Genomic DNA, 15,251 nt, shown 5'->3' on the forward strand with positions numbered 1-15,251 from the left:
TGATGAAACGGTTGGAAGGAAAAGTCGCCCTGGTGACGGGTGCGGGATCCATGAAGGGTGGCATGGGCAACGGCAAAGCCACCGCCATTCGTCTCGCGCAGGAAGGCGCACGGATCTGTGCCCTGGATTTGCATCTGGCCGCGGCTGAGGAAACCTGCAAAATGATCCGTGCCGAAGGGGGCCGCGCCGTTGCGCTGGCCGCCGATGTCACGCAGGAAGATCAGGTTCAATCATCAATTGCTCAATGCCTGTCCGAATTCGGCCAGATCGACATTTTGCAAAACAATGTCGGAATCCTGAAAACCGGCGGCGCCATGGACAGCACAGTCGAGGATTGGGACATGCTGGTGCATGTGAACATGAAGGCGGTCTTTCTGCCAACAAAGCATGTTCTGCCTCATTTTGTGGATCGCAAGGGGGGAGTTGTGACCAACATTTCCTCGATCGCCGGGCTGCGTTATCTGGGCACGCCCTATATTGGCTATAATGCCACCAAAGGGTCGATCATTTCCTTCACCCGCAATCTGGCAGCAGAAGTGGCACCACATGGAATCCGCGCAAACGCGCTTCTGCCGGGCTTTATCGACACACCAATGGCGCGCGATATCACCGAACAGAATGCAGAAGACCCCGAGGCAATTGACTGGGATGCGCTGGACAAGCAGCGCGCAGCACGCATCCCGCTGGGCCGAGTGGGCACCCCGTGGGATGTGGCCAACGCCGCCGTGTTTCTGGCCAGTGATGATGCGTCCTATATCACCGGCACTGAAATTACCGTCGACGGCGGCGTTTCATGCCGCGTGTAGAGGGACGATCAAGGCGCGCCACACGGGTATTGGACCAGAAAGCAGTGCAGACACGCCTTGCGCCAGCTGCATGCGTGTTTGAAACCGCTGGAAGTGCTGGACCCTGACGCGATCGCCTATCTTCAGCACTACCGCTTCGGAACCCCTGCGATGTATGGGCAATATACCGACTCGATCTCGAAAAAATCCAGCACACTAATGATAGGCATCCCCGAGGTCGCTTTGATCACGACAGCAATCGGTCAGCCTGCATGCAAACTCGACGTGCCTTGGCGAACCTTTTCTAACCATGTGTCCCCGAAGTCCTTTTGACGCGCAATCGGGCTATGAAACGGCTACAACCTTTGCGTCTCGGGGCCAAACCTGGTGCTGCATTCCGGAGGCAGGGATACGGGTCGGCTGGCCATCTGCGATGGCAAGTTCATCGCCAAGGACGCACAAAACCAGTTGATGGCGCGACATGCGGACGGGACATCAGTAGACCGGTTCAATGAGGCGCTTCAGCCCATGCGGCGGGTCGGACCAGTTGCGCGCTATCTCAGCGACCGTTTTACATTGGATCTTTTTCGCAGCGCCTTATTTGGACGGCGTCGTTTGTAAAGAACTGGATGCCTATGTTGCGCGTCGGGAATGAGAACATCAGCTACCTGCGCATTGATGCGTTTCTTGTTCGATGATATCGGAACGAGCCCACCGCAGCGCAGGCAGTTGGCCGAGTTTTTGGTGACAGTACACGGCTCCTATTCCGCCAAACTGACTGCCTGATAAAGCTTCCGAAACCGCGCCAACCGCTTGAACAATAGTGGCATATCTGCGGGCTCGAACCTGTCCGATGTTGGTGGCTGAAGCGCAAGATCAGCTAAATCCAAAGCCCCATCACCACAAGCTGCCAACCGAGCTGCACCATAAGCCGGACCGGCATCAGCTCCGGTCGATCGCACAATTGGCTTTCCGGTCACAGTCGCAATCAATCTCAACAGAAGATCTGATTTGCTGCCTCCTCCTATCGCTGCGAGCTCTGGCAATTCTTCTATAGTGTCACCGAAACTCTGCGCCGCATCGGCAAAGCAGAAAGCAATCGCCTCCACCACGGAACGGCAGATGTCTGCGCGCGTTGTGGAATCCTCCAGGCCAAAGAAACAGGCTCGGATATGCGGATCGCCGTGAGGGCTGCGTTCTCCCGTCAGATAAGGCAGAAAAATTGGCACACGGTCCCCGCTGACCGTTTCGGCAAGCGCGACAACTTCGGCTTCGGAAAGCCGCAATTGGCCACCTATCCAGGAAATTGGTCGCGCGCCGTTCAGCATCGCCGCCATTTGGTACCATCGGTCGGGCAGTGTGTGCGCAAAAGCATGCACATAGCGTTCAGGGTTTGGCTTGTAGCTTCGATCTGCCACAAACAGCTGTCCAGAAGTCCCCAAAGAGATAAACCCCCGGCCCGGTTCGGTGGCGCCCAAAGACACCGCCCCGGTTGCTGCATCTCCACCTCCTGCAACGACTGGCGTCCCGGGTTTCAAGCCGGTCTCAGTCGCCGCTTGTGGTGTCACAGTCCCAACCACACTATGACCATCGAATACCTGCGGCAGCCAATCCAAAGCTACATCTGTGGTTTCGGCAATACCGGCGTGCCAGCCACGCGACGCCTGATCGAGCCACATTGTCCCGGCGGCATCGGACGTATCAGTTCCCAATTCGCCATGCAGCCGTAAACCGATGTAGTCCTTGGGAAGCAGGATGTGGGCCAGTTGGGCATAGTGCTTTGGCTCATGCTGTTTTAGCCATGTAATCTTGGGCGCGGTGAAACCCGGCAAAGGAAGGACCCCAGCGATTTGACCAATCTGCGGCAAGGCCTTTCGCAGTTCGTCGCATTCCTGCGCCGCCCTGCTGTCATTCCACAGGATTGCCGGGCGGATTGGGCGCAGATCGCGGCTCAGCAAAACGGCCCCGTGCATCTGACCTGACAACCCGATGCACTTCACCTCCGACAGCGTAACTTGCCCAGAAATTTGGCCTAAGGCGTCGCGTGTCGCCTGCCACCAAAGATCCGGGTGCTGCTCTGACCAACCGGGTTTAGGAGAGGAAGTCTTTATACTCACCGAAGACGTTGCAAGAATTCGACTGGAATCCGCGCAGACAAGCTTGACCGCTGACGTACCGATATCGATCCCGAGATACATTCAAACCCCTTACCTGCACAAAAGTCCGGAACTTGTCTTGCTATTGATCTTTTTAGCGCGCGCAAAGAATATGTAAAAATAGGATAAGATCAAGGCGGCTGAGATCCGCAGGCAGACTGGCATGACCAAGATAAAGAATATGGAAGAGTTCGCAGCCCTCAGCGGGATCTCGCGCCCCACGGTGTCCAAGTACTTTCACGACCCAGACAGCGTTCGCCCAACTACACGGGCACGCATAGAAGAAGCGCTGGAACAGTTCGACTATCGCCCGAACATCTATGCTGTGAACCAGAACCGCAAGCTGACCAAGAATATCGGCATCGTCGTGCCCTACCTGGCCGATCCGTTTTTCGCTGAAATCGCGCGGTATCTAGAACAAAGCTGTATCGCAGCCGGGTACCGCCCGTTTCTGTTCAGCTCTCATGGCGAACAAAAACTGGAAAACGAAATCCTGGACGGCTTACAATCCTTGAAACCCGCGGGCGTTTTGTTGGCGCCTTTGGGACGTATCTCAGACAAGTCCGCGATTGAGAAATTCTGCGCCAGTGTGCCAACGGTTCTGTTCGACAGTAACCTCGATGGATTGGGCGCAGCGTTTATCGGGTCCGATAATTTCAGCTTTGTGTCTCAGACCGTAGAATACATGACTCGCACCGGCGAGCCGCCTTCGTTTTTCGAAATGCGGACACCTGCGAACCCCAATGCCAACAAGCGACGCAAGGCTTATGTCGACGTAATGGATCGGCTGGGTTTTGAGCCGCATGTGATCAAAATAGAAGGCACAGGTTGGGCCTTTGAAGAGATTGGCCGAAAGGGTGCGCTCAAGGCTTTGGATGAACGCAAGCTGCGCACGGATTCAGTTCTGTGTAGCAATGACCGATTGGCCATCGGCTTTCTGGCGGCGTGCTTCGAACGGGGGATTCGCGTTGGTAGGAAAGACGATTGTACACTGCGGGTGGCGTCGAACGACGATCATCCGTTTGCGAAATTCACCTGCCCGTCACTGACGACCGCCGCGCATGACTACGACAATGTGGCCGCGCGAAGTGTTGAAACACTTTTCGAACTCATTGAAAACGGTGGGAAATTCGAGAGCCGAACAGAAACTCTCTTCCCTGCACGATTGGTCCTGAGGGAATCTGCATAACGATCTAAAATTAACGCGCGTAAAGTTTTTATTGACGGCGCGACAAATCCTGAACTAGGCTCTCTGCACAGCATCCAAGCTCAGGGAGGACAGGGATGTACTTAAAACACGCACTTCGTGCGGCGACTGCGCTAACATTCGTCGCAACGGCAGCGGCCCACGCACAATCCATAACGATCGCAACCGTGAACAACGGCGACATGATCCGGATGCAGGGTTATACCGACAAATTCACCGAAGCGACGGGCGTTGAAGTCGAATGGGTGACGCTGGAAGAGAACGTTTTGCGCCAGCGCGTGACCACCGACATCACCACCAAGGGTGGTCAGTTCGACATCATGACGATCGGTATGTACGAAACCCCGATCTGGGGTGCGAACGGCTGGCTGGTTCCGCTGGATGGTCTGTCCGAAGACTATGACGTCGGTGATATCCTGCCCGCGATGTCGGGTGGTCTGAGCCATGAAGGAACGCTCTACGCGGCACCGTTCTATGGCGAAAGCTCGATGATCATGTATCGCACCGACCTGATGGAAAAAGCAGGCATGGAAATGCCCGAAGCGCCAAGCTGGCAATTCATCAAAGAGGCCGCGGCGGCCATGACCGACCGTGACGCTGACATCAACGGTATCTGCCTGCGCGGCAAAGCCGGTTGGGGCGAAGGTGGCGCGTTTATCACCGCGATGTCCAACTCATTTGGCGCGCGCTGGTTTGACGAAGACTGGAAGCCTCAGTTCGACCAGCCAGAATGGGCCGATACGCTGAACTTCTACGTTGAAATGATGTCGGAATCTGGCCCTGCAGGCTATGCCACCAACGGCTTTAACGAGAACTTGTCGCTGTTCCAGCAGGGCAAATGCGGCATGTGGATCGACGCCACCGTTGCGGCGTCATTTGTGACCAACCCCACTGACTCGACCGTGGCGGATAGCGTTGGATTTGCACTGGCCCCAGATACCGGGCTTGGGAAACGCTCCAATTGGCTTTGGGCGTGGGCACTGGCTATTCCGGCTGGTACACAGCAGGAAGACGCGGCCAAACAGTTCATCGAATGGGCAACATCCAAAGACTACATTGAACTGGTTGCCGAAAACGAAGGTTGGGCAAACGTTCCGCCGGGTGCGCGCACCTCTTTGTATGAGAACCCGGAATACCAGAAGGTTCCCTTTGCCAAGATGACGCTGGACTCGATCCTGTCCGCTGATCCGAACAACCCCACGGTCAAGCCGGTTCCGTATGTTGGCATCCAGTTCGCTGCCATCCCGGAATTTGCAGGCATCGCGACCCAGGTCAGCCAAGAGTTCTCGGCAGTCTATGCCGGACAGCAAACGGTTGAAGAAGCCCTTGCCAAGGCGCAGGCCTTTACCGCCGAAGAGATGGAAGCCGCAGGGTACTGAGGTTTTCTCCCCGCGGGCGGGCAGTAATCTGCCCCCCGCTCCCCCCCTTCCACAACTCGCGTTTTTCTCGCAGGCTGAGTTATGCCTGAACAGAGAGGTCTTGCGTCATGGCTACCCAACATTCCCGATCCATTGCTCGCCTGATGATGGCACCCGCAGTGGTCCTGCTGCTTGGCTGGATGCTCGTGCCGCTGACGATGACGCTGTACTTTTCTTTCAAGAAATACCTGCCGCTGCGCGGTGGGGATCTGGGCTGGGTCGGGTTCGACAACTATGTTCGGTTCGTATCGTCCAGCTCTTTCTGGCCCGCGGTACAGGCAACGCTTGTGATTGTCGGAGGGGTCCTAGTCATTACCGTTATCCTGGGCATCCTACTGGCGATGCTGCTGGATCAGCCGATGTGGGGGCAAGGTGTTGTCCGCATTCTGGTGATCGCGCCCTTCTTCGTCATGCCCACAGTGTCTGCGCTGGTCTGGAAGAACATGTTCATGGACCCGGTCAACGGCCTGTTGGCCCATCTGTGGCGCTTTTTCGGGGCCGAGCCGATCTCATGGTTGTCCGAGGCTTCGATGACCTCGATTATCATGATCGTGTCTTGGCAGTGGCTGCCCTTTGCGACGCTCATCCTGCTGACTGCGATCCAATCGCTGGATAGTGAACAGCTGGAAGCGGCCGAGATGGATGGTGCCCCCGTTCTGAAGCGCTTCTACCACATCATTCTGCCGCATCTGAGCCGCGCGATTACCATTGTGATCCTGATCCAGACAATCTTTCTTCTGTCGATCTTCGCCGAGATTTTCGTGACCACCGGCGGCGCGTTCGGCACGCGCACTCTTACCTACCTGATCTTCCAGCGGGTGCTGGAAAGCCAAAATGTTGGCCTTGGATCAGCCGGAGGTGTCTATGCAATCATCTTAGCCAACATCGTTGCCATCTTCCTGATGCGCATCGTCGGCAAGAACCTGGACGCGTGAGGAGGTAAGACCATGGCCCGCACCGTCACAACCCGCCGCAAATCGTTCAATACCGCCTTGGCCTGGGCCGTTGGTCTGCTGATCTTTTTCCCGATCCTCTGGACCATCCTGACCAGCTTTAAGACCGAGGCGCAGGCGATCGCCAGCCCACCGCTGTTTTTGAACTTCAACTGGACGTTGGAAAACTACGCCATCGTGCAGGAACGCTCGGACTATATGCGGTTCTTGTGGAATTCGGTCGTTATCGCCGGTGGCTCGACTGTTCTGGGTGTCATCATCGCGGTACCCGCAGCATGGGCCATGGCCTTTGTGCCGTCCAAGCGCACCAAGGACATTCTGCTGTGGATGCTGTCCACCAAGATGTTACCTGCCGTTGGCGTGCTCTACCCGATTTACCTGCTGTTTATCCGTCTGGGCCTGCTGGACACACGCGGGGGGCTGGTGGTTGTCCTGATGCTGATCAACCTGCCCATCATCGTCTGGATGCTATACACTTACTTCCGCGAAATCCCCGGCGAAATTCTGGAGGCCGCGCGGATGGACGGCGCAACGCTGAAAGAGGAAATCCTCTACGTCCTGACCCCCATGGCCATCCCCGGCATCGCCTCAACCGTTTTGCTGAACTTCATCCTGGCCTGGAACGAGGCATTCTGGACCCTCAACCTGACCGCTGTCGACGCGGCCCCGCTGACGGCCTTCATCGCCAGCTATTCCAGCCCCGAGGGCCTGTTCTTTGCCAAGCTTAGCGCTGCCTCGACCATGGCCATCGCTCCAATTCTGATCCTTGGCTGGTTTAGCCAAAAACAACTTGTCCGCGGCCTGACCTTCGGCGCTGTGAAATAAGGAACACGACACATGGGACGTATTCAACTCAAGTCCGTGACCAAAAGCTTTGGCGATGTGCAGGTCATTCCGCCGCTGGACCTGACCATCGAAGATGGCGAGTTCACCGTCTTCGTCGGCCCCTCGGGCTGCGGTAAATCCACCCTTTTGCGTCTGATCGCTGGATTGGAAGATATCACCTCGGGCTCTATCGACATTGACGGCGCAGACGCCACCGATGTCCCGCCCGCGAAACGAGGGCTGGCGATGGTGTTTCAGTCCTATGCTCTGTATCCCCATATGACCGTGCGCAAGAACATCGCCTTTCCCCTTCGTATGGCGAAACTGGATCAGGCCGAGATCGACAAGCGCGTCGAAGGCGCGGCAAGCGTCCTGAACCTGACCGATTATCTGGACCGCCGTCCAGGACAACTATCGGGCGGCCAACGCCAGCGGGTTGCCATCGGGCGCGCGATTGTGCGCGAACCAGCGGCATTTCTGTTCGACGAACCTTTGTCGAACCTCGACGCGGCGCTGCGGGTCGGCATGCGGCTAGAGATCAGCGAATTACACGAACGCCTCGCGACCACCATGATCTACGTGACCCATGATCAGGTCGAAGCCATGACGATGGCCGACAAGATCGTCGTCCTTCAGGCCGGAGTAATCGAACAGGTCGGCAGTCCGCTGGAATTATACCGGACACCTCGAAACCTGTTCGTTGCGGGTTTCATTGGCTCCCCCAAAATGAACTTCATCGAGGGCGAAGAGGCCGCGAAATACGGTGCTCAGACCATCGGAATAAGGCCTGAACATATCACAGTCTCAGACACCGAAGGAGACTGGTCCGGGGTGGTGAGCGTTTCTGAACATCTGGGCTCGGATACATTTTTCCATGTCCACGAAACCGGGCTGGCCGACACAATCACTGTCCGCGCGGATGGCGAGGTGGGTTTCCGCCATGGCGACCGCGTTCACCTGACACCGCGCGCTGATGTGATCCACCGGTTCGACGCGAAAGGCTTGCGGATCGGATGACACGTCTGGCTGGTAAAACCGCCCTGATTACTGGGGCTGCGCGCGGCATAGGGCTGGCCTTTGCAAAGGCCTATGTTGCGGAGGGAGCCCGTGTCGCCATAGCCGATATCGGCATCCAGCGCGCGCAACAAGCCGCGACTGAGATCGGCGCATCTGCTCTTGCCGTGGAAATGGACGTGACAAACCAGCCGAGCATCGACAACGCCATCGCCCGCACGACGGCACATTTCGGGCCGATCGACATATTGATCAACAACGCAGCGATCTTCACTGCCGCTCCGATTGTTGAAATTGATCGTGCCGACTATGAGCGTGTCTTCGACATCAACGTTGCCGGTGCCTTGTTCACCATGCAGGCCGTCGCCCGCCATATGATCGCCCATGGTACTAAAGGTCGGATCATCAACATGGCATCGCAAGCTGGGCGGCGTGGAGAGTCTCTGGTTGCCGTGTACTGCGCCAGCAAGGCCGCGATCATATCCTTGACCCAGTCTGCAGGCCTGAACCTGATCCCACATGGGATAAATGTAAACGCGATAGCTCCGGGTGTGGTGGATGGCGAACACTGGGACGGTGTAGATGCGTTCTTTGCCAGACACGAAGGAAAACCCCTCGGACAGAAGAAACGCGAAGTGGCCGCTGGAGTACCCTATGGTCGCATGGGCCGGGCCGAAGACCTGACCGGCATGGCCGTGTTTCTCGCCTCTGACGAGGCAAAATACATCGTTGCACAAACCTATAATGTCGATGGCGGAAATTGGATGAGCTGATGAACCCTGTGGCACACGCAACCCCTCCGATCCAGCTGCGGCGAGACAGGCTGGCAGACTTGCCAGCAACCGTCAGAACCCCTGCTTATCAACCCTCGGACTTGACGCCCGGTATCGTTCACATCGGCCTTGGAAATTTCCACCGCGCTCATCAGGCTTGGTACATTCATAAGCTTATGCAGCAGGACCAGGCCCGCGATTGGGCCATTATAGGAGCAGGAGTACGCAGCTATGACGCCGGGATGCGCCAGAAGTTGCTGGCGCAAGATTGCCTGACCACGTTGATTGAGCTGGATCCACAAGGAATATCCGCAGAGGTCATAGGCCCGATGATCGACTATCTACCGATTGAGGCTGGCAACGCTGCATTGATCCGCGGGATGGCTGATCCGTCTATCCGAATTGTATCTTTAACTGTAACTGAGGGCGGCTATTTTCTGGATGCCAACACCGGCGCTTTCGACACGGATCACGATGATATTCTCCACGATGCGGCAAACCCAAATCACCCCCGCACCGCTTTCGGCGCCATTGTTGCAGCGCTCGGGATACGTCGTGCAAATGGCTTGACCCCCTTCACCGCGCTAAGCTGTGATAACCTGCAGGGCAACGGCACTATCCTTCGAAACTGTATCGTTGGGTTAGCGCGCCTGTCGGACCCTGATCTTGCCGATTGGATCGACCGGAACGGCGCATTTCCCAATTCGATGGTGGATTGCATCGTGCCAGCAACGAGTGATCAGGTGATTTCACAATGCAACGCATTTGGTATTGATGACCGCGCCCCGGTTTCACACGAGAACTTTCGCCAATGGGTCATCGAGGATAACTTCTGTGCCGGACGACCATCACTTGAACAAGTTGGAGCCACCTTAACCGAGGATGTTCACGGATATGAGGCACAGAAGCTGCGCATATTGAACGGAGGCCACCAACTGCTCGCCAATGTTGGAGAGATACTAAACGTCCCGACAATTTCTGCTTGTATGCAAGACCCTGACATATTGGCTTTTTTTGAAAAAGTCCAAATCGAAGAAATTCTACCCCATGTTGACGCTGTTCCTGGAACGACCCCGCAAGAGTACCTTGGGTTGGTTGAACGTCGGTTTGAGAACACTGCAATTCACGACACAACGCGCCGGGTCGCGTTCGACGGATCAGCGCGACACCCTGGGTTTGTGCTGCCCTCGATACGCGATGCAATTGCTTCGGGCTCTTCCATAAACGGGCTTGCTCTAGCAGAAGCTTTTTGGTGCAGAATGTGCGCAGGGGTTCGCGAGGATGGCTCAGAAATCGCCCCTAACGATCCTGTTTGGGAAAATCTGAGAAAAACGGCGCTGGCGGCCAAAATTGATCCCGGACTTTGGCTTGAACAGGACCTGTATTGTGGCGATTTTGACCATAACACGCAGTTTGTGGCTGCTTTTGCTCGGTGGTTAAACGAGATCTGGAAAAATGGGAGCAAAGCGGTTCTAGCCGAATTTGTCTCTCACAACTCTTTATCCCATTAGCTTCCCACAACTCCAATCAAGCAGCCGCGGCGCAACTTCATCTTCGCACTTAGAACGGCATTGTCCTCTCCAACACAGAATCTAACGAACGATACTGGTACAGCGAACTTTGGAACATCATCACGATCTAAAAACCACCAACTCGTTCAATGAGCCAATACATCGACACTGAACCAATGCCATAAGCGGTAACAAGCGTTGCGGTTTGGCTGATCGGAAGTGCTGTGAACCGCCAAACCAAAACCAGAACAGCCAAAGCCCCGACAAAACTTAGTTGTCCGGCCTCGACGCCAAGGTTGAATGCAAGCAAGGCTTCAGGAATGTCGTTAGAGGGAAGCCCTATCTCGGCCAAAGCGCCTGCAAATCCAAGCCCATGCAAAAGCCCAAACCCGAAACATACGATCCAGGGTTTCTGTTTTGAAAGTCGGAACCGACCTTCGCCGCCCTTTACAATCTCCATCGCCAAAAAAACGATGGAAAGCGCGATAACGGCTTCGACCGGTGGCCCGGGAACATTTAAAACTCCGAGTGTTGCCAATGCCAGTGTAATCGAATGGGCAAGCGTAAAGGCTGTTACGGCTCCCACCAGCCTCCAGGGATCGCGGACTAGAATAAACAGCGCGAAGACAAATAACAGATGGTCCCAGCCTTCCAGAATATGTTCAAAACCCAACTGAAAATACGCGATGAAAACAGACCATGCCGTCTGTTCATAAGGTATTTTCTGGACAGTAATATCTGAGGTGAAACGGAGTGTAGCAGACTCGGCCTGAAGGGGATGCCAGCCGAACAATACATCGTTTTTTTGGGTCTCCAGCCCTTCGATTGTAATGGATTGACCCGCGACATCCGCGCGGCACTCCACAATCCAGCTAGAAACCCATGCTCGCCCATCGGACATTGGATCAGGCCCGCTGGCAGGTGTACAGCTATCCGGTAGCACCACGTCGATCGCCATTGGCTGACCGTTCACGTCTGGCTTACGCCAATGAACACTCCAGGCATCCGGTGAGATTTGACGAATTTCTAGATATCCCGGATCAAGCGCATGTGCGGCTGCATTGCCGGCAGACCAGGCAATCAGCAGAGCATACAATAGGCCAAGTATGAATTTCATTTGGCCTGACCTGTGAAATCGGGTGCTATGATCTTATAATTGTCGGCAAGAGCCTCATATTGCGCTTGCGCCAGATCTTCGCTCATGACGCGGCGCCAATCCCGCAGCACTTCATCGTAGATATCTGGCAATGGAGGTATCCGGCTTGGCTCGATCTTCAGCAGCTGTACCAGGTGGACCCCGTAGCCTGATTGGATTGGCCCCACCCATCGACCTTCATCGAGATTGACGAAAACATCGGAGAATCCGGTTCCGAAGACGGAGTCGATGACCCGCGTCGCGGTCAGCGGCATCGACGCAGGCAGCAATGTCGCGCGGTCCAAGTCGGATACCTCTTGTTCCGCTCGCAACGCGGACAATGCCCTTTCAATGTCGGCGTCACTTGGCTTTTCACCAAGAAAAACCTGAGTGAAGGCAATCTTTTTTGGTGTCGCGTAGCGGTCCACATTTTGCTGGAGGAAAACTTCTAGATCTTTGTCTTCTGGTACAACTGACGTGGCCATCGCTTCGGTCAGAAAGTCCATCTTTTGGCTCAGACGCGATCTGATCACGCTATCCCCGCGATCCAGACCAAGCTTTCTCGCTTCCCTAACCAGAACCTCTTCGCGGATGGATGCATCGACCAAAGCCTGAAGCTCGGCATTGCTGGGCCGACGTTTCCACCTGGCTGCGAACTGTTCAGCTAACCGCGCGGCATCGCTTTCGCTTATTGCTATGGCCTCTGGATCTGCGATCAACTCGTCAATCGGAGAAACAATGTGAAACCAAATGAATATGGCAGCTCCGATCAAGAAGAAATGGAATAGAGGTTCTTTCACTATTCGCATGAAGGCTCCTGCGTGAAACGCCATCCGGCGATATGTTTTATGCTGGCTTCAGTCAGTTAAATTTTCCAAGGAATCGTAGCCCACGACGTTTTGCAGCTCAGGTGAGAGCAACGCGGCAAAGGTTGCTGCCTCATTCTTCAAACGCGTGCGAAGAAACGTCACTCTCCCGGCGTATACCAAATCGGCGAAGAGTACGCGCGTTCCTGATGCGTAAGCACCGCATCCTCTGGCAGCTCGGCACCAAACCTCAATTTGTCGTACAGTATCCAACGTGGCGTCGGGATTTCGAGCGCACGTACGTAGTAGAATGCGCGCGCATTTGGATCGAAATCAGGATCAGACCAAACGGTTACAAGTTCGGCGGTCCCGATTGTGTTGGTCCAACTTGCGGTTTCCGTATCCACCGTGTTGCCAACCGCAGGGATTTTGCCGTTTTGATCAGCAACTCGATCGTCCGACCATGCCACATCGTAGACCTTCTCCTGCAAAGCACCTTCGGAATCCAGCCATCCCTTAATCACCTGCACACGATCCAGATTGGCCCCAACCGGGTCACGTAATGCAGCGATCAGGAATGAGGGTGTTCCGTCGCCCTCATTAGGGCGCATGTCGGAACCCATTGGAACGCCCTTCGTGTAGCCAACATTTGCAATGAACCGGGTTTCAACATCGGCGTCATTGAAATCCCATCCCCCAAAGAAGCGCAGACCAATCCGTGGTCCCGTGGTCGCGTAGGTTTCACGCCGCTTGAACGCATCGAAAATCGCCGCACGCGTGTTTTCAGTCGCCCAAACGGCCGTGTAGCCGGACGCGACTAGGAGGTCGCCGGGAATTTCGCCAAGATCATTGGCGATGAAAGGATGCTTGATCCTTGTGGCCGAAGGCTCAACGCTGACGGATTTTCCGAAGAAGTTATCTTCTTCGGCGGTCGCCAGAGATGTATGGCTGTCCGTCGCGCCGCCCATGCCGAACTTATAGGGGTTCACGCCGAACTTTTCTTCCAACATCAAGCCGCGTTTCAATGCCTCGCGGGCGTATTCACCAGCCAGCATGTCGTCGGTTTTAAGTTCAGAGATATCAAGATTGCCGACATCCCAGTTTTCGTAATCCGCAAATTCATCATCAGGGCTCAGGAAGGGATGCGCTTCGCCGTCGCCCTTAATCTGAGTGACCTCATAATGCGGCTCCCATTTAGCGCGGGCAGCGACGTATTCTTCGTCAACCTTTCCACCGTGATAGGTGTCTTCGGTTGGGAACATCCATCCATTTGACAAGTTGCCATTATGAGCGAATGCAACCGCGCGCCCGCCTGTTTTCTGCTGATACTCTTCAAGCCAAGCATAAAGCGCCTTTGGATCTGTATGACCATAAGGGGGTTGCGTGACCGGAGGTACCATCTGAAGCGCCCTGATAGGCCCATCGCGCAGCATAACGTTCCGGTGCAGGTTGAAACCTTTCGGAACCGACGTCCACTCGAACCCAATGAAAGCGGTGAAATTGCCAGGGTCGTTGTGTCGTTCTGCCGCCAGAACGATATTTTCCCAAGTAAAAGCAAAAGCATCAGCGCCCGGACTGTATGATTCAAGCAAAACTTCCGGCAGAGTCATCTGTGAGAAGTTGGTTATAATGTCGAATGCAGCCTTGCCAGCTTCTTCTCCACCCGCTTTGTAACCTTTGTACCACTCCAATCCTTTTGGATCGGCGAGAACACCGGGTTTGCCTGCCTGCAGATCAGGAGCAAATCCCATCAAGTCTGTGTGGTCCGTAAGAACCATCCAATCCAAAGGACGGGCCAGTCTGACAGGCTGGCCCGTCGAAGAAATGACTTGCTCACCTTTGGCAAAGCGCCAGGCTTCGTCCGGCAGCAGAGTGTTGCCAAAGGCTCCGGCGTCCAATGAAAGTCCCGTATGAAGGTGAGTGTCCCCCCATAAGGGGCGTTCCGGGAAGGATCTGTTGGCATAGGGAGAATAGGGTTGCTCCGAGAACAAGCCCTCGGCAGCCTCTTCACTTGGGACAGCATCGGCAAAGGCACTAACCGGCGTCAATCCTAGAGCTGTTAAGCTTAGAAGCATACGAAACATTGTGACCTCCCAAATCAATTTTTACCCGGCAGCGTTGGTTATTTACGTCGCATCGGACTAATATTCGCATTTCTTTATATCATATTGATTTTGTTCTTCGGAAAGATTCTTGTTTCGTTGTGACGGTGCTAGAAACGAGACAGGCCAAAGACCCCTTTCCTAACATCGTTCAAATGACAGTTTGCCAACAAACTAAGGTCTTTATCCTACCAATCTATATGGTTGGAACGTTGCTGGTCGATTTCCTTAAAACAGACTGGACGGTCATCTCGTTCTTGACGCCCGTGAAAGCTTCCTACTGACAATTTGGAGTTTATCTGAGAATCGACTCTCACGTGATTGAGCGTCAATCGCAGCACGACATTACATGACAAACGACCGTAAATGGCTGCAGTTTATGGGAGAAGAGTTCTTTCGTCGGTGCGATGGCATAGGTAGAGTTCCAAAGCATCGATCACATTGGGAACAGTTGAAGCGGTTCGCTTGGATCCGACTTTGCATCCAGTAACACGTCAAGAGAGCCAATGAAGCCCTTGACCTCTTACAAAACGGTAGTCTTCATTAAACAAGAAACTGATCATACT

The 15,251-nt window shown here is 54.9% G+C and carries 12 protein-coding genes and 1 pseudogene; 9 read left to right on the plus strand and 4 right to left on the minus strand.

Annotated features, from left to right (window positions below):
- Window positions 1-2 precede the first annotated feature (2 nt).
- A complete protein-coding gene (locus AC2FJ6_RS12105) occupies window positions 3-806 on the plus strand; it encodes an SDR family NAD(P)-dependent oxidoreductase (protein ID WP_496669154.1) in 804 nt (267 codons plus the stop codon).
- A 93-nt stretch (window positions 807-899) separates the two neighbouring features.
- Window positions 900-1,406, plus strand: a pseudogene (locus tag AC2FJ6_RS12110) (trimethylamine methyltransferase family protein).
- Between the two features lie 140 nt (window positions 1,407-1,546).
- On the opposite strand, the gene xylB reads toward AC2FJ6_RS12110, so the two are convergent.
- Window positions 1,547-2,983 carry a xylulokinase gene (gene xylB / locus AC2FJ6_RS12115; RefSeq protein ID WP_170773728.1) on the minus strand — a complete coding sequence of 479 codons (1,437 nt, stop codon included), beginning with the start codon at window positions 2,981-2,983 and terminating at the stop codon, window positions 1,547-1,549.
- 121 nt (window positions 2,984-3,104) lie between these two features.
- On the opposite strand from xylB, the gene AC2FJ6_RS12120 reads away from it, so the two are divergent.
- The 7 genes from AC2FJ6_RS12120 (at window position 3,105) to AC2FJ6_RS12150 (ending at window position 10,642) form a co-directional block, all read left to right on the plus strand.
- Window positions 3,105-4,130, plus strand: a complete 1,026-nt coding sequence (locus tag AC2FJ6_RS12120) for a LacI family DNA-binding transcriptional regulator (protein ID WP_170773727.1) — start codon at window positions 3,105-3,107, stop codon at window positions 4,128-4,130.
- 95 nt (window positions 4,131-4,225) lie between these two features.
- Window positions 4,226-5,527 carry an ABC transporter substrate-binding protein gene (locus AC2FJ6_RS12125; protein WP_170773725.1) on the plus strand — a complete coding sequence of 434 codons (1,302 nt, stop codon included), beginning with the start codon at window positions 4,226-4,228 and terminating at the stop codon, window positions 5,525-5,527.
- A gap of 107 nt (window positions 5,528-5,634) precedes the next feature.
- Window positions 5,635-6,501 (plus strand): carbohydrate ABC transporter permease, encoded by an 867-nt coding sequence (locus AC2FJ6_RS12130; protein ID WP_170773723.1) that lies wholly within the window; start codon window positions 5,635-5,637, stop codon window positions 6,499-6,501.
- A gap of 12 nt (window positions 6,502-6,513) precedes the next feature.
- Window positions 6,514-7,344, plus strand: a complete 831-nt coding sequence (locus AC2FJ6_RS12135; RefSeq protein WP_170773721.1) for a carbohydrate ABC transporter permease — start codon at window positions 6,514-6,516, stop codon at window positions 7,342-7,344.
- 12 nt (window positions 7,345-7,356) lie between these two features.
- A complete protein-coding gene (locus AC2FJ6_RS12140) occupies window positions 7,357-8,361 on the plus strand; it encodes an ABC transporter ATP-binding protein (RefSeq protein ID WP_170773719.1) in 1,005 nt (334 codons plus the stop codon).
- Window positions 8,358-9,131 carry an L-iditol 2-dehydrogenase gene (locus tag AC2FJ6_RS12145; protein ID WP_170773717.1) on the plus strand — a complete coding sequence of 258 codons (774 nt, stop codon included), beginning with the start codon at window positions 8,358-8,360 and terminating at the stop codon, window positions 9,129-9,131. Before AC2FJ6_RS12140 ends, AC2FJ6_RS12145 begins: the two co-directional genes overlap by 4 nt.
- Entirely contained in the window at window positions 9,131-10,642 is a 1,512-nt protein-coding gene (locus tag AC2FJ6_RS12150; RefSeq protein WP_170773715.1) for a mannitol dehydrogenase family protein, read from the plus strand. Before AC2FJ6_RS12145 ends, AC2FJ6_RS12150 begins: the two co-directional genes overlap by 1 nt.
- Before the next feature lie 127 nt (window positions 10,643-10,769).
- Here the strand turns inward: AC2FJ6_RS12150 and AC2FJ6_RS12155 are convergent, their stop codons facing one another.
- From AC2FJ6_RS12155 to AC2FJ6_RS12165, 3 genes are all read right to left on the minus strand, one after another.
- The gene (locus AC2FJ6_RS12155) at window positions 10,770-11,759 is read right to left on the minus strand and encodes a HupE/UreJ family protein (RefSeq protein WP_496669156.1); all 990 of its coding nucleotides are present in this window, start codon (window positions 11,757-11,759) and stop codon (window positions 10,770-10,772) included.
- Window positions 11,756-12,586 carry a peptidyl-prolyl cis-trans isomerase gene (locus AC2FJ6_RS12160; protein WP_496669158.1) on the minus strand — a complete coding sequence of 277 codons (831 nt, stop codon included), beginning with the start codon at window positions 12,584-12,586 and terminating at the stop codon, window positions 11,756-11,758. Before AC2FJ6_RS12160 ends, AC2FJ6_RS12155 begins: the two co-directional genes overlap by 4 nt.
- 158 nt (window positions 12,587-12,744) lie before the next feature.
- Complete coding sequence (locus AC2FJ6_RS12165) at window positions 12,745-14,667, minus strand: DUF3604 domain-containing protein (RefSeq protein ID WP_496669160.1); 1,923 nt, start codon at window positions 14,665-14,667, stop codon at window positions 12,745-12,747.
- Window positions 14,668-15,251: the final 584 nt, after the last annotated feature.

The sequence above is a fragment of the Ruegeria sp. CDSA089 genome (assembly GCF_059612205.1).